Consider the following 22,906-nt stretch of genomic DNA (forward strand, 5'->3'; position numbering starts at 1 on the left):
CATGCCGCTCTCCGACTGGCGCGACGGGTTCGACCATGCCGACGCCCTCGAGGGCTGGCCCGGCATCCATGACCGGGCCTACCTGCAGGCCAACATTGCCGGGGGCGAGGGCTTCGACTGGTTCTATGCCAGTGCGGCCGACAGGTCGGCGCAACTGCGCACGCCCATCACCGACGGCGCTGCAGGCAAGTCCTGGGTCTTCCGCTACAAGGATCTCCGCGCCTGGTGGTCGAACCCGCATTTCAACCGACCGGGCGGGATCGAGAGCGGCACGCCGACGGCATGGGTGCCGCAGTCAAAGCCCGTCTGGTTCACCGAGCTTGGATGCCCCGCCATCGACCGAGGCACGAACCAGCCGAACGTGTTCTTCGACCCGAAGTCCTCCGAGAGCTTCACGCCTTACTTCTCGCGCGGCTGGCGCGACGACGCCATCCAGCGTGCCTACCTCGAGGCCAGTTACCTCTGGTGGGGCACCTCAGCGAACAATCCGGTTTCGGCCATCTACGGCGACCGGATGGTGCATGTGCCGGAATGCGCCGCCTGGACCTGGGATGCGCGGCCCTATCCCTTCTTCCCCGAACTGACGGGCATCTGGACGGACGGCCCCAACTGGCGGCTCGGTCACTGGCTGACAGGTCGGCTGGGCGCGGTGTCGCTCGCCGCGCTCGTGCGCCACCTCTGCATGCGCGCCGGTCTTGCGGAAAGCCTGATCGACGTTTCCGGCCTCTGGGGCGCGGTCGAGGGCTATGTCATCGGCGCGCTGGAAAGCCCGCGCGCGTCGATTTCTACTTTGGCCCGCCACTTCGGCTTCGATGCCATCGAGACCGAGGGCGTGATCCGCTTCGTCATGCGCGGCCGGGCATCCAGCCTGACCCTATCGGTCGACGATCTGGCCTCCAGCCGCGAGGGTGAGGTGCTGGAACTGACGCGGGGCCAGGAAACCGAGCTGCCGCAGGCGCTGAAATGGCAACTAGCCCGGGCCGACGAGGACTACGACGCCGCGCTGGTCGAGGCGCGACGCATCACCGTCGATACGGCGCGGATCACATCGGAGAGTTTCCCGATGGCCGTTCCGCCGGAAGAGGCGGAACGCCGCTGCCGCCGCGCTCTGCTCGAAGCCTGGACTGGGCGCGAGAGCGCAATCTTCCGCCTTCCGCCCTCGCGGCTGGCGCTCGATCCCGCCGACGTGATCCGGCTCGCCCATGACGGGCGGGAGATCGAGTTCCGTCTCGTCTCCGTCGCGGATGCCGAGGCACGCGGAGTGGAAGCGATCCGCCAGGACCGCGCGACCTATGATCTGCCGCCCGGCGATCCGCGTGCGGCCTCGCTGACGCGCCCGGTCGTGTTCGGAGCGCCCGACGCGATAGTGATGGACCTGCCGCAACTGACCGAGGATCAGCCGGCGCATCGTCCCTTCGTCGCAGCCCATGCCGTTCCATGGCCCGGCGAGATGGCGGTGTTCCGCAGCGGCTCGTCCGATGGCTTCGAGCTGCTGACCACCTTCGGCGGTCGGGCGCGGATCGGCGTCCTGGTTTCGGATTTCTGGTCGGGGCCGACCTCACGCTTCGATCTCGGCAACGTGCTGGTGGTCGATCTGCTTTCGGGCACGCTGGAGAGCGTCACGGATCTGGCGCTGTTCAGCGGCGCCAATGCACTCGCCATCGAGAGCGCACCAGGCATCTGGGAAATCGTGCAGGCGGGTGCGGCCGAGTTGCTGGCGCCCGGTCGGTATCGTCTGACCCGGCTCTTGCGCGGGCAGCGCGGAACCGAGGGTGCGATGGGCAATCCGGCGCCCGCTGGTGCGCGGGTGGTCGTGCTGGACGAGAGCCTTGCCTCGCTGCCGGTCGCCGAGGCCGATCTCGGGCTTCCCTGGAACTGGCGCATCGGCCCGGCAAGCCGTCCGGTCAGCGACGAGACCTATGTTGCCACGAGCTTCACGCCCGAGGGCGTGGGGCGCCGGCCGTTCTCGGTCGCCCATGTCGAGCAGCCATGGCGAAAGCCACGCACACCGGGTGATCTCACGATCCGCTGGACCCGCCGTTCGCGATCCCTCTCGGCGGACAACTGGGGCACCGGCGAGGTGCCGCTCTCCGAGGAGGTCGAAGCCTATGAGGTCGAGATCCTCGACGGCCCGGCCGTCAAGCGAACCTTGGCCGCCGCCAGCACCAGCGTAGTCTACGCCGCCACCCAGCAGTCCGCCGACTGGGGCGCACCGCTCGGACCCGGCCAGACGCTGGCAATCCGCATCTTCCAGCTCTCCGCCCTGATCGGGCGGGGCGCAGCGAAAACCGTGACCCTCAGCTTCTGAAGGCTTTCCCCATGTCCGACACGACGACCCATCTCCTGCTGCCCTACATCCTGACGGCGCAGGCCCAGAAGCATGTCACCCACAATGAGGCCCTGCGGCTGCTCGACGGGCTCGTCCAGCTCTCCGTTCTCGACCGGAACCTGAACAGCCCGCCAGGCAGCCCCGCCGATGGCGACCGCTACATCGTCGGCTCCGGCGCCACCGGCGACTGGGCGGGCTGGGATCTGAGCGTGGCGCTCTGGACGGACGGCGCCTGGCTGCGCCTGCCGCCCCGGACCGGCTGGCGGGTGTGGGTCGAGGACGAGGACCTGTTGCTGGTCTACAACGGGTCTGGCTGGGCCGGGACAACCCCGGCATCGCTGCAGAACCTCGCGCTCCTTGGGCTGGGGACGACGGCGGATGTGTCGAACCCATTCTCGGCCAAGCTGAATGCGGCGCTCTGGACGGCGAAGACCGTGGCCGAGGGTGGGACCGGCGATCTCTTCTACACGATGAACAAGGAGGCTGCGGGCGACGATCTCGGGCTGACGCTGCAGACCGGCTTCGTGACCAAGGCGCTGGTCGGCCTCTTCGGTTCAGACAAGTTCCGCCTCGCGGTTTCGGCTGATGGCAGCAGCTTCTTCGACGGGCTGATCGTCGACAACGCCACCGGCATCGTCGATCAGCCCCGGCTGCCGCGCTTCAAGGGCTATACCAACTACGACAACTATGTCGCCGTCGACAGTTGGACGAAGATCGGCATCAATAACACCGACTATAACGATCAGGATGCCTTCGATGCCGGCAACAACCGCTTCGTCGCCCCGGTCGATGGCACCTACCTCTTCGGCGCCACGCTGCTCTACAAGGTCAATTCCAGCACCAATGCCCGGATGCGCGGGCGACTGGTGCTGAACGGATCGACCGAAATCCGGGGATCGCGGGGCGAGATTTCCGGGGCCCATGCCTCCGAGGCGACGGCGCTCTGGCTGCAGACCATGGTGCTGCTCGCACAGGGCGACACCGTCGAGCTGCAGGGCACCTTCCGCGCGGCGGATGGGTATTTCGCCGCCGATCACTCCTCGTTCTGGGGCGCAAAGATCGGCTGAGGGAGGCATGCTATTACACTTCAATGACCCAAGGATGACTTCGTCCGCATGCCAGAGCACGGGATCGTCCGAATGTCGGTATGTCTCCGTCCAGTTCCATTATGTGGACACACATGCCGAGGGGATCAGCGAGAAAACCGAGCAAAGGGCGTTGTTGCAGTCGAATCAAAGAACTGGGCCTCGTGGTCATTCCAGACCACCGTGTGTTGCGATTGCTGACAGCCGCAACTCGTTTGCGCTGACTCCACATACAGCGCGCGGGCGCGCCGCTCCTTCAACCGGCACCCAGTATCCGGCTAGTGGCGGCGCGCCCGTCAAACATCGCAGATAGCCACCTATGGGATACCTGCGTGGTCGGCGATATGTCCGCCGACCGTGGTGGGCTCCGAGCGGGTTCGCCGCCATCCCCACCGCCGCACTTGATCCGGCCCACCGTCCGGCGTCTCCTGCGGTCCCCGCGCTTATCGGGTCCGGGTCCCCATCATCTGCTGCCAGCCCGTCAATCGGGGCTATTGGTTTCCACCGGTGTGATCTCAGTAATTGTCTTAAACTCGCCGAAGAATTCTGGATGGTTCTGCGCGAGATACCGCACCACACGAGCGTTCCCGAGGAGCCTGCCGACATATCCTTTGATCACGGTCAAATGCAGGTGATCCTGACCGTATGTGTCCTGGATCGAAGCGATGCCCTCCTGCAGCCGGGCCAGTTCCTGTTCCATCCGCGCCATGGCTTCTGGTGTGATGCCCTTGACCTTCTTCGGCTTCGACGACTCGAGCAATTGCGATTGCGGTGTTCCCGCCAGGATCGCATTTACATAGGCTACGGAATAGTTGTTCGCGTTCACGAGCAGTTCTGCGGTCTCAATCTGGCGCATGGTCTTCATCTTGCGCAGCGCCTCGAAGACGGCAGCCGTGCAGGGTTTATCCTTCAGGATCGCCACCGCCTCCTCGCAGACCCCGTCCAGAAGATGAACTTTTCGCCGAATGCTACTGAGATTGAGAGCGAGCGCGGCCGCGATCTTCTCTTCCGGGACGCCGCGCTCGATTGCCTTGCGGATCATCTTGTGTTCCTGGACCGGGGCGAGGCGGCTGACTTGCCTGTTGTAGGTGAACGCCTCATCGTCGGTGGAAACCAGACATTCCACCTCCTGAACGCCTTGGTCCTTCAATACCTCGATCCGCATATGCCCGTCGAGCAGCAGCCATGTGGCGGATCGATCCGGGTTTCGCGCCACGACCGGTGGCTCGACGAGACCTATCTCGACAATGGAAGCAAGGATCTGTCGATACTTCCGACTTGATTTGGCGGATTTGCCCAGCGTGCGCAGAGGGAGGATCGCCTCGATGGCAATGGTGACGCAGTCGTCCTCGAAGCCGCGATCAACGTCATGCGGGTGCTGGCTCGAATCGCGGATCAAGTCGGCCTCCCATCCGTGACAGCCTTGGCGAGGTCGCCCGGCATCGTCTCGAGTCCTTCGGCTCGCAGAAGCGTCATGAAATGCTCGTCCGTGCGGAGTTTCCGAAACGCCTCGCGCACGAACATCAGTCGGCCCTGCGTCAGTTCGGCCTTCTTGATCAGCAGCTTCTGACGGGTCGCTTCCTGCTGATAGGCCCGCACCAGCCCTTCGCTGGTCAGCGCCCGCTTCGCCCCATCGCGGCGGCCAAAGGGATTGTGGCGTAGCTGCGGCCCGCGCTGTTCACGCTGCTGGATCAGCCGACGGACGAGTGTCAGCTTCCGGCCCCGCAGCTTGTTCTGCGTGTAGGCGTCCATCAGCGCCTTCTGCGCGCCCTTCGCGTCCGTCTTGGATATCTGGATAGCGAGGTTCAGCGGAAGAACCCCGGTCTCCACGGCCGAGACCAGGCGTTCTTAGCCCTTCTCCAACAGGCCGGCGATCATGTTTACGTATTCCGTGGACACGCCAATCTTCTCGCCGATCTGGCGGTCGTTGTAGCCGCGCTGGCGGAGCGCGCCGATCTCGCGCATCAGATCGATGGGGTTGTGCTGCCGCCGCGCGCAGTTCTCGACGAGGCTCATCACAAGGCAATCGCTTTCGTCGGCCTCGATCACAATGGCCGGGATGCGGTCCTGCTTCAGTTCGATGAAGGCCTCGAGGCGGCCCTGTCCACAGACGAGGTCATATTCCTGCGGATCGGTCCCGGCGCGCGGCGCCACGGTGATCGGGCGCTTCAGGCCGATGCGCGCGATGTTCTCCACCATCGCCTCGAAGGTGCGACCGTTGCGGATGCGGGGATTAAGAACCCGGATCCGTTCGGTTGGGATCAGGGTCACCTGCTTCTGGCTGATCGGCTCCATGTCGTCGGGCATCACGCCACCTCCGCGATCCTGGCCCGCGAGGCGAGCGCGTAGAAGAAATCGAGCGTGTCGAACCGGTACGCATCGAGCGCGAGCCCGTTCTGCTCGGCGAATTTCAGTTTCCCGAAGGTGATGTCGATGCTGGGCAGCACGTAGTAGTCGCGCGGCGCCGCGTTCGCCTCGTCCATGCGCACGGCGATCGTGATGTCGGGAACCAGGCCGGTGTCGAGACGGATGCGCCAGCGCAGTGATCCGGTCGCTGTGGCTGTGCAGCGAGCCAGCACGATGGACACCGTGAACTCGCCGTTGACGCGCACCAGGTCGGTGTCGGGGTCCTGCACGGCTGACCCGCCGCGCCGGGCGACGCCAGCGATGATTTCGGCCACCACTTGTGGATGGGCCTGCCGCAGCGCCCGGTTGACCTCGATGTAGCTGTAGTCCCGGTCGGGCTCATAGCCGATCAGTCGGTACGCGCGCAGCAGGCTGCCGAAGCGGCCGCGATAGGCGCTGGAGGACGGCACGTCGTCCTCCTCGTCAATGATCAGCCCCGAAAGCATCCCTTGGCGCTTCAGAATCGCGCGCAGGGCATCCAGCAGCTCCTCGTCCGAGAAATGGCGGCTGCGCGCATCGACGATTTCCCGAGCGCGCAGGAACAGAGCCTCATCGACGATGGCCGGATAAGCGCCCTCGGCGCGGATCCACATCTCGCGCGGGTTCACCACCCGGCGCTGTTTCAGCTTGAAGGAGATCTTGTTGAAGACGTTGTTGCCGATGTATTTCTCGTTGGTCAGCACCTGATGGACCGTCGCCCGCGTCCATGGCCGGTCGAGATCGGTGCGCAGTCCATCGGCGTTCAGGGCATCCACTATCTCGCGCTCGGATCGGCCGTCCTCGACGAACATGCGATACATGCGCCGGACGACATCCTGTTCGTGCTCGGGACCGAGGACGAGAATGACCCTGTCGGTCTGAAGGCTTTTCTGCTCGCCGCGCGACAGTTCACCCTTGGGATTGCCGTGCTCGTCGATCAGCACCCGGCGCAATCCGTATCCGGGCGCGCCGCCCTGGCGAAAACCGAGTTCGACGAGGCGGCACTGGCCCGCGAAAACCTTGACCGAGAGTTCGCGGCTGTATTCGCCAGCCATGACCCGCTTCACGGTTTTCAGCAGGTTCGAGCCGATGCTGCCGTCATTCTCGAACTGCTCGCCGCAGTAGTGGACGCGGATCCCGGCGCGCGAGCAGACATGCTCATGGTAGGCGCCTTCGTCGGCATCCTGAAACCGGCCCCAGCGGCTGACGTCATAGACGAGGATCGCCTTGAAGTCGGCTTGCCCGGATTCGACCTCTCCCATCAAGCTCTGTAGTGCCTCGCGGCCGTCGAGGCGTAGCCCGCTCCGACCGGAATCCTCGAAGATGCGCAGGATTTCAAGACCGCGATCCGATGCATATTTGCGGATGACGTCGAGCTGGTTCTCGGTCGAGTATTTCTGGTGATCCGTCGACATTCGGACATAAGCGACCGCGGGCACATCCACCTCGGGCGCCCCGTCGCTCCTGTCCGAATTGGTCGTCCATCGACCGCCCAAGCGCGCATCTCCTCGTCATTCCAAGCAAATTCCTCCAGTCCGCGCAAAGCTGCGGCTGAATCCCCGTGTCCATGTAACGCGAGGGAGGCCGGAATGTCGTTTCCGAAAAAGGGCAAGTTCTTTCCAAACGAAAAAAGGCATACTGGGAACGGTCAGCACGAGCCGGACAACTGGTTCGCGGCTGAGATCGCATCGACCTTGAAGCGATCACTCGGAGACAGTCGGGCGGGGGCAAAGATCGTCGCCTCCTGGACCGGCGCCAATGAGAAGACGGTGAAGAACTGGTTCGCTGGCAGATACGGCCCGAGCGGAGAGCATTTGGTCGCTCCGGCGCGACACTCCGACGAGGTGCTGGGGATGTTCCTCGCAATGGCGGGGCGGGAGGAACTGATGATGGCCGTGAAACTCGCGGCAGCGGAACAGGCGATCGAGGAGCTACTGGCGACGGTCCGTCGGCTGACAGTCAACGATGAACCCGACGACACCGAAGGATCGCCTGACGAGGCTGATTTTACCGTCCGCCGATAATGCGCAGGATTTCGCGGCGCTCCCGTGCTATCTGATATGGCACGAGACAGAGAGTTGTGTGCCTGATCAGCCCCTCCGCGGGTTTGACCCAAACAGCACCAGCGGCCATCGCGCACAGCGAAAACCGCCGTTTTTCCCCCTGCCATGTTGTTCAGCGCTCAAGCTTTCAGGCCTGCTGAAAAACAACTTCGCTTTGTGCATGGCGAACCGGGGGAACGACGGCCCGAGCGCACGGCGGATATCGTGACAATATCCGCCGCTCGGCTCTGGTCAGACCCGCGGCGCCGGCTCATCCTTGATGAACTGATTCAGCACGTTCTTGGTCATCTTCGAGACATTGTTATCGTAATCATTCCAGGACAGGCTGCCCAGCCAGGAAATGGACGATGTCGCGAACATGCCGCCACCATTTGCGGTCGAGAAGTAGGTGATGTCGGCGCGGACGAAAGGATGTTCGCCACCATTCATCCCCGGATGCGGAAATGCCTTGTCATCGGGGATGACCGTATAGACGACGCTATGCTCGACCGAGCTTGCAAGCAGTAAGGTATTCGGCGGCGTGCCCAGAGCAAGATCGTAGCGATCCAACTCATATCCACCGGCACCACCTCCGACGAGGCCGCCATCGCCGATCCGCTCTTCAGGATCGATCCCCTCCATGATCCAGGCGACGCGCTCGTCCTGGCTGTCGGGCATCTGAACGAAATAACCCGAATGATCGAAACCGAAACTGCTCATTCCGGTGCCCCAGATCTTCTGGGTCGCGCGGGCGCGTCCACGGAAACGACCGCCGCGCCGTCCATTGGTGCTGTAGTGATATTCGCCGGGCGGCGCTTCCCAAGCGGTCACGCCCAGTTCCTTGCGGACCTCCATGACCCAGGGCTTTTCCGGATGAACTTCCACAATCCAGTACATCCCGTTCGCGGCCAGATACATGCCGCGCCCGCCGTCGGCCAGATAATCCTCCCACGCATCGGCATTGGCCCAAGTCTGATATTCGGGATGCGAGCCGGTCAGCACAACCTTATAGCGGCGCAGCAATTCCGCGCCCTGATCGTTCAGATCATGTTCCGTGGCGACGTCGTACTCGAAACCGTTATGGTTCAGCCAGTCGATCAAGTGTAGATCGGCGGGAAGCTCCCAGATCGAGCCGAAACCCTGACGATGTTTCGGGCGAAGGTTCATGATCGGGCGCCGCCATGAGGTGTATTGCACGCCGCGACCGTCGATATGACCATCATAGGTTGACAGCCCGTAATAGCTCAGGTTCTTGTGCAACTCGACGTCGTTTTCGTTCAGAACCGGCGTATGGCCGGCGACGGCCTGTCCGATATCCGCCTTGTGCATGATCTGCTCATTGGCATAGGCGAGATAGCTCAGCGTGCTGGCAATGACGAGGATCGGCGCCGTGGCGGTTCCGCGCGGCGGAAGAACGAAGAACGGAATGTAATCCTCGGTGTCCTCGTAACGGATCTTCACCGCGTAGAAATCGCTTTTCAGGCCCTCTGGAACGGTGAACTCGAAATCCTTTTCCCAGCGGCAGTCGTCCAGGCAGTCCTCGTGAAACCAGAGCGCGCCATACTGCTCGGGGCAGTGGATGAAGTTCTCCTCATGCCCGTCCCAGTTCCACCCGGTCGAGCCGCGATCGGGCTGATTCATGCAGCGGCCGTGATGCCCATTCCCCGAGGCATCGACGACGTGATCGGTGGGAATCCCGTTCAGCCCGATCCCAGCAGAAAAATCCCAATGGGCAAGGCGGGAAATAGGCCTCACGATCTCGCCCCTGGACAGCTTTTCCGCATCGTCTTGGCCCAGCGCGCAGCCATAGATCTTGGGGGCATCGACCTTGCCGTTGTAATGGGCGATGCACCAGGTCCGGCCGTCCTGCGCGGCTGCCTCGCCGAGCCCGGCAATCAGCAGCGAGGTTTCGGAATCGGCAGCCTTTACAGTGGCATCGGCAGAGACGGCACAATCCGAATCGAGCGGGACGACAAGCCCGAAGCGGCTGTTTGTCCGGTTCACGACGGATTTCTGATACAGCCGAAGCTGTTTCTTTTCGGGATCATAAACACCGGTGATCGAATACCAGATCTGCTGAAACAGCGGGCGATCACTGACGACACTGGAGGTCGCACCGCTGCCGTCGCCAATCGTAAACACGACGCGGCCGTCCTCGATCGCGAGGTTCCACCCCGACTGGCGCTCGTCGTTCCATCGCGACGCAATCCCCTGACGGCCACGGCTCGGCGTTGTGGACCAGAGGAACAGATGAACGGAAAACGCACCATCGGGCTGCAACCCGGCGTCGGGATCCGCGACCTCGACATAGCTTCCGAACTGGGTGCGCTGAAAGCGGGCGGGATACTGCCCTTCCAGATCGGATTTGATCGCTTCCTCCTTGTAACCCGGACCCGCCGGATTGCTGTCGCCATGGATCAGCCGGACCAGCTCGGCATCGAATGTCCCCCTGGTTTCGTTGGCGCTGACGTAAAAGCGGATCGTTTCTCCAGTGGCGACGCTGGGGCGGTCACAATATCCGCGAATGGCAATGTCTTTCATGTCTTCCCCCTGTGTGAATTCGTGCTGAGAAATGACTATGCAAGCTCTGCGCGCACATCTTCGATGCGGCGCAGGAACACGGCGTGCATGGCCTCTTCTTCGGTCTTGAATCGCTCATCACCCAACTCCGGCAGCTCGCCGAACTCCCTGATCGTGGCGATCCGATAGGCGTCCCATTCCCTTTCGGAATAGATGTAGTATTTTCCGAAGGTCGGTTGCATGCGGAAATAGTTGTGCACTCGCTGAAGATAGGGGCTGGGGTGCTTCCTGTAGCCGAACGGGTTCGCGGCATGCTCCTCGACGATTTCGGGGTGTTCATCAATGATGTCAATGATCTCCTTTCGCCGCCGCTCGTCATAGAACGCGTACCAGTCGGCGCTCCTGTCACGATAGTTCGACGGATCCCGGACGCAGGATTCGCTGGCTTCAGTCATCTTCTCCTCCCTTTTTGTGGCATTGTGCCGAATTGAAATGTGCGACAAGGTAATCTAGGTTGATCAGGCCGGAGCTCGCGGCGAGATATGCAAGCTCGATCCGGTTTCTGGCGAAGGTTTTTTCTAGTATATTTTCGATATGCCGATCGACGGTCCGTGCAGATATTGTCAGAATGTCCGCAATCTGGGTGCGCGTCATGCCGATAGCAGAGAGTGAGCAGACCTCGGCCTGCCTGATGGTCAATCCGAAGGGTAGGGACGCGGGGACGTGGCTTACAAGCCAGCCGCCATGGCAGATCTTGAAATCGACGCGATGCACGATCTCTCCGCATAGGCACCAGCAGGTGCTGGGCAGACGCGCGCCGATGACATGCAGGCTGTCGATGTTGCCGTATTTTCTGGCGGCAATGTTGGACAATTCATGTATCCTGCCGAAGATACATGCCTCATGCCTGTGGGGGCGCTGAGTGTTTCCCTTGTCGTCGATGAAGAGGGAGCAGGCATGTTCCTCCAGCCCTTCGATCAGCGATTTCGGTGTTTCCCAGTTGTCGACCAGCGCAGACAGCACGGGCGAAATGTCATCAATGATCCTCAGGAACCCGACAGATGGCTGGCCGGGATCTTCGCTGCTGGTATGCAGATTGCCGACATATCTGTTTGATCGGCTCTTCAGATAGCTGGTCGACCCCCCCTTGTAGCCAGCCGGGTTCCAGAAATTGCGCGCGGAAATGCTGCGAGAGTAATCGAAATTGGTTGTTTCCCAGCTGAAGAACGACTGGTTGGTGCGCAGGATCCACAGATAAGCCGGATCGATGGACATGTATGAATTGTCCAGGTAGGCGACGGTTTCCCGGGAATATCCGTGCGAAAATATTGAGTTGTGATTGCGGGTCAGCGGGTCATAGATCGATAGCGACATCGCGGCCAGCGGCGCCAGAGTGTTCAGTTCCTCTGCGACCAACAAAATCCTGTTGGCTCGGGACAGGTCTTCAGACATGATTGACATGATATTCGAGACAGACCGGCGCTGTGCGGATGTCGCGTAATGCGAATTATCAATCTGCATGCTTTACCTGCGCTGTTGTTACTTAGAACTCCAGACATGTCATCTTGCTTACACGTTACGAGGGCGGCAGATTCGAGTCATGAGTATATCTACCCATGGCTCGAAAAAAGTTCCCCGATTGCATGCCGGGGCGCTGTCAGGGAAACCTGTCTGGCCGGACTGCGGCGAGCCCCCTACCCACCCTGTCATAACCCAGCCCTCGCCCTTCCGGTACTTTAAGACCTCGCCCGAGGTCATCCGCCTGGCGGTCATGCTCTATGTGCGCTTCCCGCTCTCGCTTCGGAACGTCGAAGACCTGCTGCGCGAGCGTGGCATCGACATCTGCCATGAAACAGTCCGGCAGTGGTGAATGCGCTTCGGCCCAATGTTCGCCGCCGAGATCCGGCGCCGCCGCGCCTCGCGCTTGCGGACGGGCCCTGAATGGCGCTGGCATCTCGATGAGATGTTCGTGAAGATCAACGGCGAGCAGCACATCCTCTGGCGAGCCGTCGACCATGAGGGCGAGGTGCTGGAGGGACTGGTCACGAAGACCCGAAACCGCAAGGCCGCCCTGAACTTCCTCAGGAAACTGATGAAGCGCTGCGGTCCCCCCGAGGAGATCGTCACCGATCTACTGCGATCCTACGCTGCGGGAACTCGGCGCCGCCCAGAAGCAGGTCACCGGGAGGTAAACACTGCGTATCGCTATGGCCGTCCTTGAACCGTTCAATGTGCTGCGAGCAACATATGGGTTCGATTCCGTATAATTCTGATGCTGGCCGATCTCCATGACCACGAGGATCCCGCGATGCGATAAGGTGTATCGAGACGCGGCGGCGGCCCTACGGATGAAGGGGCTGCTGTTCGGCCCCGATGGTGCGGTCTTCTCGCCGACGCGCAGGCCCGGTCGCTGGCAATGACTTCGGCCGCTGTCCGCGGCTTGTAGCTGGTCTCGGGCCCGGCGAAGGGGCGGGTCAACTCGGCCTTCAGCCTGTCGAACGCCTCCTGCTCTGCCCGCTCCTTGTCCCGCCGGATCAGGTCACGCACGTATTCGCTGATGTTCTCGTAGGAGCCGTTCTCGCTGACATTGGCCGCGACGAAGTCGCTGAACGCACCGCTGAGGCAGACGGTCATGGTCGTGGAGCGGGACTTCGCAGACTCCTCATGTGCGGCGCGTATTCAATATAACCAAAGAAACACTACACATCAAGGATGCCGCTGGCCTTGGCCAGCGGCGCAGATGTGTCGGCGCGAGTGCGTGCGGCGCGCTTCGTGGCGCTTGAGGACGGGCGGATCGTCGCGGATCAGCGGAAGGATCGTTGATCAGCCGAATCTTTGGTCCGCTAGGCTATTGAAAACAAACGAGTATAAGTGGAGAAGGTTGTCTTTCAGACCCCCATCCTCCGCCACTTGCCCTCGCGAAAGCGTTCTCCCCATCCGGCTCCGGCCGGATTTTTCCGTTGTTTTCGAGGGTTATGCGGGTGCGGCTGAGCACTTCCCCTGTCGCCAGGAGGCTCGGAAGCGGTCTCTCAGGGTTGATATTCTCCGGACCTGATGACTGCGCCATTTTGGTGAATTTCTTTTAGGTATATGAAAACGCGGTGTTTTTTTGGAGCGCCTCGCCGAACACTTCGATTTCAGGGACACGCTTCGAGAAGGAACAGAAATCGAACTCATTATCGGAGGCTCATTCTGCTTTCACTGAACGAGAACTAGTGCCGCGCTATGGCTTGATTGCAATGCAATCGCCGCCTAGCATCGTCCCGATGGTCGGGGAACTTCATGGCAAGCATTACAATTCGCAACCTAGAGGACGATGTGAAGCGCCGCTTGCGAGTTCGCGCTGCCGAGCACGGTCGGTCGATGGAGGAAGAGGCCCGCGAAATCCTGCGCCAGGTTGTTGGCCAGGAAAGGCCCGCCCACAACCTCGCGGCCGCGATCCGGGCCCGGATCGCGCCCCTGGGCGGGGTGGAGCTGGACCTTCCCCCGCGTGAGCCCATGCGTCAGCCACCCGCGTTCGCTCAGGCGTAAACATGATCATCGTCGATACGAATGTCCTCTCCGAGCTTCTACGCCAGACCCCGGAACCGCGGGTCGAGGGGTGGCTCGCCGCCCAGGACGGACTCGATATCTACCTGACCGCGATCTCCGAGGCCGAGTTGCGCTACGGTGTCGCGATCATGGACAACGGCAAGCGCCGCGATGGCCTGGCAGACGCAATCGATCGCATCCTGCGCGACGACCTGGCAGGGCGGGTGCTCGCCTTCGACTGTGCCGCCGCCGAGGCCTATGCCACCATTGCCGCCAGCCGGCGTGCTGCCGGCCTGCCGATCGCGCAGGCGCATTGCCAGATCGCTGCCATCGCGCGCACACGCGGCGCTACCGTAGCCACCCGCAACACCCCTGACTTCGAAGGCTGCGGCGTCGACCTGATCAATCCCTGGGGTGACGTGTGGTGATCAGCTCAGCTTTCATTCAGAGATTAGGATTATTTGATGCCGAAGAGAGAAAGCCACAAGGCCGGCAGCGAGCTGTTCATCGTCGATAATAGCGCCGATGAATGGAAGGCGCTCCGATACCTGCACGACTGGTGCCAGCTCTCTAAGTCAATCGATATTGCAACGGGATATTTCGAGATCGGCGCCTTGCTCGCGCTCAGCGACGAATGGCAAAAAGTCGATCATATCCGCATCCTGATGGGGGATGAGGTTTCAAAACGCACCAAGCGCGCATTCGAGGCCGGCCTTCAAGAAATTGCCTCCCGCCTAGACAGAAGCATCGAGCAGGAAAAGGAAAAGAACCACTTCCTCAGAGGTGTTCCAGCAATTGCCGAGGCGATCCGGTCGGGCAAGATCGAGTGCCGGGTTTATAGGAAGGACAAGTTCCATGCCAAAGCCTATATCACACATGCCCGGCTCGAAGTGGTTGGATCATCCGCACTTGTTGGCTCCTCTAACTTCACGGTCCCAGGGCTCACCCAGAATATCGAACTGAACGTCCAGATCACGGGCACGCCGGTTGCCGTCCTGCAGGAATGGTATGAGGAACGCTGGGAAGAAGCCGAGGACGTTTCGGTCGAAGTCCTCAAGACGGTTGAGCGCCACACCCGCGATTACCCACCGTTCGATGTCTATGCGCGATCGATGCAGCTTTATTTCGCCGGACACGAGGAGACCGCCACCGAATGGGAGAAGAATTCCTCAAGGCTGTACCCGATCCTCGCAAAATACCAGCGGGATGGATATGGGGCGCTGCTCAAGAGGGCTGCGAAATACGGCGGCGCTTTCCTGTGCGACGGTGTTGGTTTGGGCAAGACTTTCATCGGGCTCATGCTGATCGAACGGTTTGTCCAGTATGAAAACAAGAACGTCGCACTGTTCGTGCCGAAGTCGGCCAAGTCGCCAGTTTGGGAGCGGGAGCTCAGGAACCGGCTGCCGGATGTGTTCAAGGGGTTCAGTCGGCTGAAAATCTTCAGTCACACGGATCTGATGCGCGAGAAGATGCAGGAAGAACTGGAGCAAGTTAAAGCCCAGGCTGATGTCATCATCATCGATGAGGCGCATCACTTCCGAAACACCGGCACCCGTGGTGAAGAGGGTGCAAAGCGCAAATCCCGCTACTGGCACCTGTATGATCTCGCTGAGGGCAAGGAACTTTACATGCTCACGGCCACGCCGATCAACAACAGCCTGCTGGATTTTCAGCACATGGTCGAGTTGTTCTCACGACACCGTGCAGCTCACTTCGCCGATGCGCCGCTCGGCATCCATTCGCTCGCGGGACACATCCGACAGCTGGAACGATCGATTGAGCGTCAATTGCGATCGAATGGGGATGAGGAGGTTGCTGAGATCAACGCCGCCGAAATTGGCGACTTGTTTGCGACAGACTCTCTATTTGATGCGCTCGTCGTTCAACGGAGCCGAAGCTATGTGAAGGCGAGTATGCAGCGCGAAGGCGGAGGCGCAGTTTTGTTCCCTGAGCCGCGCAAGCCAAAGGTGGCGCACTACTCGGTCAAGCAGACCTATGGGAAGCTGCTCGACATGGTTGCTGATGCCTTCCACAAACGTGTTCCGCTCTTCACCCTCGGTATCTACAACCCGTATGCCTACTATAAGGGCGATGATCCCGAGATCATCCCCGCCATGGAGAAGGGCCGCCGGAAGCAGGTGGTGGCGCTGATCCGAACAAATTTCCTGAAGCGCTTTGAAAGCTCAGCAGAAGCTTTTCGCCTGTCATGTTGGCGCCTGCTCTACAAGCTACTGGCCTGGTTAGACGTGAATGCGGAAACCGACCACGAACGGGATGCGGTCGAGCGCTGGAAGCGACGCAATGGAAAGCTGATCGGATACAAACCACAGCTCGACTTCCTGGATGAGGCCGAAGGGGAAGAGGACCTCTATCCCGAGGAGCTGCGGGACGCGGTTGAAAAGCTTGACCGCAAAGAATTCGATATCGAGAAGATCGTCCACGACACGATCCAGGACTTGGACCAGCTCGCGGACTTCCTGAACGAGCTTGAAAAGTTCAAGCCTTCTCAGGACAAAAAGCTGAACGAGCTTAAGAAGCTGCTGAAGAATGATCCGATCCTGAGGGATCAGAAGGTGATCATCTTCTCAGAATTTGGTGAGACGGCACGTTATGTTGCGGCCCAGCTGGCGGAGGCCGGCATCGAGGGCGTTGATCAGATCGACAGTGGCACAAAGGGTGATCGGTCGCGGGTCATCCAGCGGTTTGCACCCTACTACAATGAGTCGAGTTCCACAGACCTTTCGAAACGAGGCTTGAGCGAGATCAGGGTGTTGATATCGACCGATGTGCTGTCGGAAGGTCTGAACCTTCAGGACGCTACTCGGCTCATCAACTATGATCTGCACTGGAACCCCGTGCGGCTCATGCAGCGGATCGGCCGTGTTGATCGCCGCATGAACCCGCTCATCGAGGAGAGGATACTCTCAGATCACCCGGACCAGAAGGATCTGCGCGGGACCGTTGGCTACTGGAACTTTCTGCCGCCGGACGAACTCGATGATCTCCTTCGGCTCTATAACCGTGTCTCACATAAGACGCTGCGCATCTCAAAGACGCTCGGCATCGAGGGCAAGAAGCTGCTGCGCGAGGACGACGACTATGAAGACCTCCGAAACTTCACCGAGCAGTATGAAGGCACCGCGAGCCCTGATGAAAAGATGCATCTGGAATGGCAGGACCTGCTCGCAGCCGATCCTGAACTAGAGGCGCATCTGTCCAGCCTGCCTGACTCGGTGTTTTCCGGCAAACAGCACTCGAAGCGTGGTGCCCGTGGCGTCTTCTTCTGCTACTCGCGTCCGGCCCATGATCGCGAAGCCTCGGAGCGAGACGGTCAGGACGTCTGGTCTGCTGAGGCCGGCGACGTGAAGTGGTATCTGGCGGATCTCGAAAGCGATGCGATCTTGGAGGACGCCTCCCGGATCATCGAGTTCGTGCGCTGCGATCCCAAGACGCCCCGGCGCGTTCAGATCGATCAGGAAAAGCTTTCGGTGGTGCGAAAGTCAGTCGAGAAGCACATCGCGAAAACATACTTGCGCAAGGTCCAGGCCCCTGTCGGCGTGAAGCCGATCCTGAAGGCATGGATGGAATTGAATTGAGGGTGATGGTCTGATGGGTAACGTGAGTGCCGCCGATCTCGACAGGGTTTCGAACTTCGAGCAGTTGGTGAAGCTTCTGCGCGATAAGTTGGAATGGCCGATCGGCGAGGATTACGGCTTCGATGATGTCGTCTTCGAGTATGAGGCCAGCGAGCTTGGCCTGAAGAAGGACGAGACCGCCAGTATTCGCGAAGTCCATCAGCTGCGCCCGCTGACGACCAACCAGCCCTGGGGCATCTTCTTCATTTCGATGGAGAACAAGGCAATCCCTGTCACTGTTCTGCGCCGTATCCTCAAGGCGCTGGTGGTGAAAAAGCGCTCAGGGTTGCAAACGGCCGAGCGCAGGGCCTGGGACAAGAGCGACCTGATATTCGCGGCGAGCTTTGGGAAATCGGGCGCGCGCGAGCTTGCCTTCATCCACTTCTCAGACGGTAAGACGGCAGGGGACTTGCCGGTGATGAAGGTTCTCGGCTGGAATGCGCAGGATACGCGCCTCCACAACGAGTACGTGGCGAAGCTCCTGCGCGATAAGCTTATCTGGCCGGATGATCCCGACGACACCTCACAATGGCGCGCAACCTGGGCATCGGCGTTCGAGCTGGGCCTGAACGAGACGATCAGGACCTCCAAGGAATTGGCCACGCGCCTGGCTGAGCTTGCGTCGGACATCCGGGCCCGGGTCAATCAGCTGCTGAAGGCCGAAGACGACACTGGTCCCATGACCACGATGCAGGCGGCATTCCGCAAGAACCTGATCCATGACCTGGACGATGATGGTTTCGCCGACATGTTCGCCCAGACCATTGCCTACGGCATGCTGGCGGCGCGGATTTCGCGGCCCGTGGGCATCATCGCCGACAACCTGGCCGACATGGTGCCGAAGACAAACCCCTTCCTGAAGGAGCTTTTCGGCAACTTCCTCAAGATCGGAGGGCGCGACAAGCGGACGGGTCTGGACTTCGATGAGCTGGGAGTCCGGGATGTCGTCGACGTGCTCAATGCCGCGAACATGGAGGCGGTCCTGCGCGACTTCGGCGACCGGAACCCAAAGGAAGACCCGGTCATCCACTTCTATGAGCTGTTCCTGAAGGAGTACGATCCGAAGAAGCGGATGCAGCGCGGCGTCTTCTACACCCCGCGCCCGGTGGTGAACTTCATCGTCCGCGGCGTCGATGAAATCCTGCGCACCGAGTTCAATCTGCCCCTAGGGTTGGCCGACACCAGCACATGGGCCGAGGTCGCGGCGCGGAATGACCACATCACCATCCCTGCGCATGTCAAGCCCGAAGCGCCCTTCGTCCAGATTCTCGATCCGGCCACCGGCACCGGCACCTTTCTGGTCGAGGTGATCGACCTGATCCACGAGCGGATGGAAGAGCACTGGAAGGGGCAGGGTAAATCGGCGGCCGAGATCAAGGCCGCCTGGAACGCCTATGTCCCCGCGCATCTGCTGCCGCGGCTGACGGCGTTCGAGCTGATGATGGCACCCTACACTATCGCGCATATGAAGGTGGGAATGAAGCTGTCGGAAACCGGCTATACCTTCGGTTCGGAAGAGCGGGCGCGCATCTTCCTGACCAATGCGCTGGAACCCGCGCGCGATCTGGACATGGAGTTCGACTTCATGTCCGAGGCTTTGGCCCATGAAGCAAAGGCCTCGAACCAAGCAAAGAATGCACCCTTCGTCGTCGTCATCGGCAATCCTCCCTACTCGCCCTCAATGAGCGATCCCAAGAATGTTCTTCAGCTGCTCGAAGACTGGAAGAAGAACCTGAATGAAACAAAATCTGATCTGAATCGTGAGGAATGGAAATTTCTTCGCAGCTCAACGAACATACTCGAACGCTCTGGCGTCGGATGCCTAGGCTTCATTGTGAATCGCGATTACTTGGACGGTATCACCAAGCGGGTGATGAGAAATTGGCTGATTGAAAAATTTCCAAGTCAGAGTCACATTGACCTCAATGGTGATGTGAAGGGGAACATCTCTGACGAAAACGTTTTTGAAATCCAGCAGGGCGTAGCAATTTGCATAATCTCCTCGGCAAAAGGACTGGTCAGATATTGCTCTCTCGTTGGCACAAGAGCAGATAAGTATGAACGACTACTGGCAGCCAGCTCCAACCTGCCAGGGTTTGGCGTAATTTCGCCGTCGTCCCCATTTTTTCGCATCTCCAATGTTGCGCATGAGGCTGCATTGGAAGTTGAGTACTTCGGTTGTCCGGCGATCCCAGAGATCTTCAGCACTTACTCATCGGGCATTCAAACAAAGTGCGATTCTCTTTCGGTTCAATACTCAAAGGAAGAGATATGGTCCACTGTGACAGCTCTCTCACCGATGCAAGTTGAGAGCGCACGAAAGCACTTCTCGCTTGGTAAGGATGGACGGGATTGGACTGTGAGCGGTGCAATTTCCGATTTGCGCCAATCCGGACCAGACAAAAATCTCTGCACGCCCATTTTGTACAAGCCATTTGATGTGCGTTGGACTTATTGGACAGGCAAGACCAAGGGTTTCTTGGCATATCCACGTCGGGAAGTAATGTCGAACATTGTTAGGACAGAGAATCTTGGTTTGCTGTTCAACCGGCAGGTCGTTGGAGCATTCAGCCACTTCTTCGTCTCCGACATAGCAACCAACCATGGAACGTTCTATTTGGGAAACAAGGGGCAAGACTATTTTGCTCCCCTGCGGTTGATTGAAAGAGGGGGTGACGAGAGGCCTTCTGGCTTCGTGCCAGCTTACTCACGCGCAGTTTCGCAGAGGGTTGGGTTGGCAGAGGTGAAGCATGATCGTGGCGATCTTCAGCAAGACTTCGGTCCCCGCGATCTGTTCGACTGCATCTATGCCGTGCTTCACAGCCCCGGTTATCGCACTCGCTACGCTGAGTTCCTGAAATCCGACTTCCCGCGCATCCCCACGCCCAAGGATCGCCCCACCTTCGCCGACCTCGTGGCGCTAGGGCGACAACTGGTCGCCCTGCACCTCCTGCGCGCCGACGAAGCGCCAGTCCTCGAAGCGCCTGGCATCCGCTTTGCCGGGACTGGGGACGCACGGGTCGAGAGGGGGTATCCCAAGTACGAAAACGGCAAGGTGATGATCAACGGTTCCCGCTGGTTCGAGGACGTGCCGAAGGCCACATGGGAGTTCCAGGTCGGTGGCTACCAGGTGTGCGAGAAGTGGCTGAAGGACCGCGCAGGGAAGGGCGGCCAGAAGCCTAGCCCAGGGCGGGTGCTGACCGACGAAGACATCCTGCACTACCGCCGCGTTGTCGTGGCCCTTACGGAAACCCGCCGTTTGATGGCCGAGATCGACTCGGTGATCGAAAAACACGGCGGCTGGCCTAGTGCGTTCAAGGTGGCCGACTGATGGGACAAACCGCTGATACGGCTACTGGGTTTCAAGGCGACAAGCTCTATCAGGAGCGGGCGCGCCTAGCCTTGCCGATCTTGATAAGGCAGGCCAAAGCCGGCCAAATAATCAGCTATGAAGATCTGGCAGCCGAGCTGGGCATGCCAAATCCGCGCAATCTCAACTATCCTTTGGGCTGCATCGGCGATGAGCTCAACCGACTGGGCACAAAATGGGGCAAGGAAATCCCGCATATTCAGGCGATGGTCGTTTCGAAGGGCACTTCGGTTCCAGGGAGCGGCTTCGATCCTTTCCTGAAAAACCGGGGCAAGGTCTGGGCAACCGCTGAAGAGCGCAAGGCTATTCTGAAAACCTATATCGCCGAGATCGCCAACTATCCGTACTGGGACGACGTCCTTTCCGAGCTCGGGTTGAAGCCAGCCGCGTCGCAAATCGAAGATATTATCGAGGCGGCTACGTCTTTTGGCGGCGGCGAGGGGCCGGAGCACAAGGCGCTCAAAGAATTCGTGCGCGCTAACCCGCATTGTGTGGGCTTGCCCGTCGGAAGTGCCGAGGGTACTTCTGAGGTGGCAATTCCATCGGGCGACAGCATCGACGTTCTTTTCGAGCGTCAAGATCGCATCGTCGCGGTTGAGGTCAAACCGGCGTCGGCCCCGATACATGACGTGGCGCGAGGTTTGTTCCAGTGTGTGAAGTATTGTGCGGTTCTTCAGGCGCGAGCCGACTTCAAAGGAGATTCAAGGCAGATTTCAGTTCTTCTGGCGTTGGGAGGAGAGATGCCTGCGGTCCTGTTGCCGTTGAGAAATAGTCTGGGCGTGGCCGTCATGGAGCGGGTGGGTTGAGTCAGGGCCGCGGCGCGCCAGGGACTTCCGGCATATCGGCGCCGGGCAAAACTTGGCGGGTCAACAATAGGTCAACTGGCGTATCTGCTTCGTTCTCCGCCGCGGGCCGGTCTGTGCGGTTGAACGTATTTCAATGCGGGGCGATACTTCTGTGACTTCAATGGCTTGAGTTGTTAACCGTCTGAAATAAAACGAGAACCGGTTTTCGCCTAGCCGGGGCTCATAACCTGAGGGTCACCTGAAATCAGCAAGAAGCCACCGTTGCGCCTCCCACTCCAACGGGAACGGCTCCAGCACGCGCGCCAGCGCAACCTCCGGCCCCCGCGTCCCGTCCAGGATCGCCTCGACAATGTCGGGCGCAAGCAGCGTGAGGCGCAGGACGCGGGTCATATAGGAGGGCGCGATCCCCTCGCGCTCGGCCAGTTCGGCAATGGTGGCGAACTCGCCCGACTCCAGCATCCGCTTCCACCGGAAGGCGCGACCCAGCGCCTTGACCAGCGTGTTGTCGGCCCTGCGCTGCTGGGTGGCGCCCTTGGGCATCTGCATCTCCTTCCGCCCGCCGCGCTTCACGACGCGGAACGGCACGTGGAGCGTCACGGTCTCGGGGACCGGGGTGGCGCGGGTCATGCGGCTGCTCCTATGTCGGCGGTTATTTCGCGCGCCAGCCCGGCCAGTCCGTCCATACGCAGCCGGACGTTCAGGCCATCCGTGCCGATGTCCACGCGCTCGACCAGCAGCGCCGTGATGCGCGCCTGCTCGGCGGGGAACAATTCATCCCAAAGCGGGTCGAGCCGCTGCAAGGCCGCGCGGGCGTCGGCTTCGCTGATATCAGCGGCATGGGCGCGCGCCGCCTTCCATGTCCCCGCCACGATTTCGGGCTGGCGGAACACGGCGCGTAGTTGATCAATGACGGCAGCCTCGATCTCGCCTGCGGGCACGCGGCCAACCGGGCACGACCCGGCGCCATGCTTGAGCACTGTCTGGCTGACATAGTAGCGGTAGAGCCTGTCGCCCTTGCGCGTATGGGTCGGCGAGAAGGCCGCGCCATCTGGGCCAAACAGAAGCCCCTTCAGCAGCGCGGGCGTGTCGGCGCGTGTGCGGGCGGCGCGCTTCCTTGGGCTCTCCTGCAAGATCGCATGGACGCGGTGCCACGTCTCTTGGTCGATGATGGCGTCGTGCTCGCCGGGGTAGCTGTCGCCCTTG

The 22,906-nt window shown here is 60.6% G+C and carries 15 protein-coding genes and 3 pseudogenes; 9 read left to right on the forward strand and 9 right to left on the reverse strand.

What is annotated here, in order from left to right; translation table 11 throughout:
- Together E3D03_RS16925 and E3D03_RS16930 are read left to right on the forward strand one after the other, a co-directional pair.
- The coding region (locus tag E3D03_RS16925; protein ID WP_263567925.1) for a glycoside hydrolase/phage tail family protein at positions 1–2,308 on the forward strand (2,308 nt) is incomplete at its 5' end.
- Between the two features lie 11 nt (positions 2,309–2,319).
- Positions 2,320–3,396, forward strand: a complete 1,077-nt coding sequence (locus tag E3D03_RS16930; RefSeq protein WP_062563506.1) for a DUF2793 domain-containing protein — start codon at positions 2,320–2,322, stop codon at positions 3,394–3,396.
- Between the two features lie 499 nt (positions 3,397–3,895).
- Here the strand turns inward: E3D03_RS16930 and E3D03_RS16935 are convergent, their stop codons facing one another.
- The 3 genes and pseudogenes from E3D03_RS16935 to E3D03_RS16950 form a co-directional block, all read right to left on the reverse strand.
- Positions 3,896–4,813 (reverse strand): plasmid partitioning protein RepB C-terminal domain-containing protein, encoded by a 918-nt coding sequence (locus E3D03_RS16935; RefSeq protein WP_062563507.1) that lies wholly within the window; start codon positions 4,811–4,813, stop codon positions 3,896–3,898.
- A pseudogene (locus E3D03_RS21340) lies at positions 4,810–5,721 on the reverse strand (plasmid partitioning protein RepB C-terminal domain-containing protein). The gene E3D03_RS16935 and the pseudogene E3D03_RS21340 overlap by 4 nt, the downstream one beginning before the upstream one ends.
- Entirely contained in the window at positions 5,721–7,238 is a 1,518-nt protein-coding gene (locus tag E3D03_RS16950) for a recombinase family protein (RefSeq protein WP_062563782.1), read from the reverse strand. Before E3D03_RS16950 ends, E3D03_RS21340 begins: the two are co-directional and overlap by 1 nt.
- A 150-nt stretch (positions 7,239–7,388) precedes the next feature.
- Between E3D03_RS16950 and E3D03_RS16955 the strand changes: the two genes are divergently transcribed.
- Positions 7,389–7,823, forward strand: a complete 435-nt coding sequence (locus tag E3D03_RS16955; RefSeq protein WP_062563508.1) for a hypothetical protein — start codon at positions 7,389–7,391, stop codon at positions 7,821–7,823.
- 270 nt (positions 7,824–8,093) lie between these two features.
- Here the strand turns inward: E3D03_RS16955 and E3D03_RS16960 are convergent, their stop codons facing one another.
- Genes E3D03_RS16960 through E3D03_RS16970 form a run of 3 tightly spaced genes read right to left on the reverse strand, consistent with a single transcriptional unit; the run spans position 8,094 to position 11,882 of the window.
- A complete protein-coding gene (locus E3D03_RS16960; RefSeq protein ID WP_062563509.1) occupies positions 8,094–10,382 on the reverse strand; it encodes a N,N-dimethylformamidase beta subunit family domain-containing protein in 2,289 nt (762 codons plus the stop codon).
- Between the two features lie 35 nt (positions 10,383–10,417).
- Positions 10,418–10,816 (reverse strand): N,N-dimethylformamidase subunit alpha, encoded by a 399-nt coding sequence (dmfA1, locus tag E3D03_RS16965; RefSeq protein ID WP_062563510.1) that lies wholly within the window; start codon positions 10,814–10,816, stop codon positions 10,418–10,420.
- Entirely contained in the window at positions 10,809–11,882 is a 1,074-nt protein-coding gene (locus E3D03_RS16970; protein WP_263567926.1) for a helix-turn-helix transcriptional regulator, read from the reverse strand. The genes dmfA1 and E3D03_RS16970 overlap by 8 nt, the downstream gene beginning before the upstream one ends.
- A gap of 187 nt (positions 11,883–12,069) precedes the next feature.
- Here E3D03_RS16970 and E3D03_RS16975 point away from each other — a divergent pair.
- Positions 12,070–12,546: pseudogene (locus E3D03_RS16975) on the forward strand (IS6 family transposase); the annotation flags it as partial.
- 218 nt (positions 12,547–12,764) lie between these two features.
- On the opposite strand, the pseudogene E3D03_RS16980 reads toward E3D03_RS16975, so the two are convergent.
- Positions 12,765–12,995, reverse strand: a pseudogene (locus E3D03_RS16980) (type II toxin-antitoxin system ParD family antitoxin); the annotation flags it as partial.
- Positions 12,996–13,643: 648 nt separating this feature from the next.
- On the opposite strand from E3D03_RS16980, the gene E3D03_RS16985 reads away from it, so the two are divergent.
- From E3D03_RS16985 to E3D03_RS17005, 5 genes are read left to right on the forward strand one after another with little or no spacing between them, the layout of a single operon-like run.
- Entirely contained in the window at positions 13,644–13,892 is a 249-nt protein-coding gene (locus E3D03_RS16985) for a FitA-like ribbon-helix-helix domain-containing protein (protein WP_263567927.1), read from the forward strand.
- A 2-nt stretch (positions 13,893–13,894) separates the two neighbouring features.
- Positions 13,895–14,320, forward strand: coding sequence for a type II toxin-antitoxin system VapC family toxin (locus E3D03_RS16990; protein ID WP_263567928.1), 426 nt, complete (start codon positions 13,895–13,897; stop codon positions 14,318–14,320).
- A 36-nt stretch (positions 14,321–14,356) separates the two neighbouring features.
- Positions 14,357–17,488, forward strand: a complete 3,132-nt coding sequence (locus tag E3D03_RS16995) for a helicase-related protein (protein ID WP_263567929.1) — start codon at positions 14,357–14,359, stop codon at positions 17,486–17,488.
- A gap of 13 nt (positions 17,489–17,501) precedes the next feature.
- The gene (locus tag E3D03_RS17000) at positions 17,502–20,858 is read left to right on the forward strand and encodes a type ISP restriction/modification enzyme (protein WP_263567930.1); all 3,357 of its coding nucleotides are present in this window, start codon (positions 17,502–17,504) and stop codon (positions 20,856–20,858) included.
- Positions 20,858–21,703, forward strand: a complete 846-nt coding sequence (locus E3D03_RS17005; RefSeq protein ID WP_263567931.1) for a hypothetical protein — start codon at positions 20,858–20,860, stop codon at positions 21,701–21,703. Before E3D03_RS17000 ends, E3D03_RS17005 begins: the two co-directional genes overlap by 1 nt.
- Before the next feature lie 234 nt (positions 21,704–21,937).
- Here the strand turns inward: E3D03_RS17005 and E3D03_RS17010 are convergent, their stop codons facing one another.
- Positions 21,938–22,330 carry a hypothetical protein gene (locus E3D03_RS17010; protein WP_263567932.1) on the reverse strand — a complete coding sequence of 131 codons (393 nt, stop codon included), beginning with the start codon at positions 22,328–22,330 and terminating at the stop codon, positions 21,938–21,940.
- Positions 22,327–22,906: zinc ribbon domain-containing protein (locus E3D03_RS17015; protein ID WP_263567933.1), on the reverse strand; the 580-nt coding region annotated here is incomplete at its 5' end. The genes E3D03_RS17010 and E3D03_RS17015, both read right to left, overlap by 4 nt.

Origin of the sequence: Paracoccus sp. DMF (genome assembly GCF_004407025.1) — a bacterium.
In the GTDB taxonomy this organism is placed as follows: domain Bacteria; phylum Pseudomonadota; class Alphaproteobacteria; order Rhodobacterales; family Rhodobacteraceae; genus Paracoccus; species Paracoccus aminovorans_B.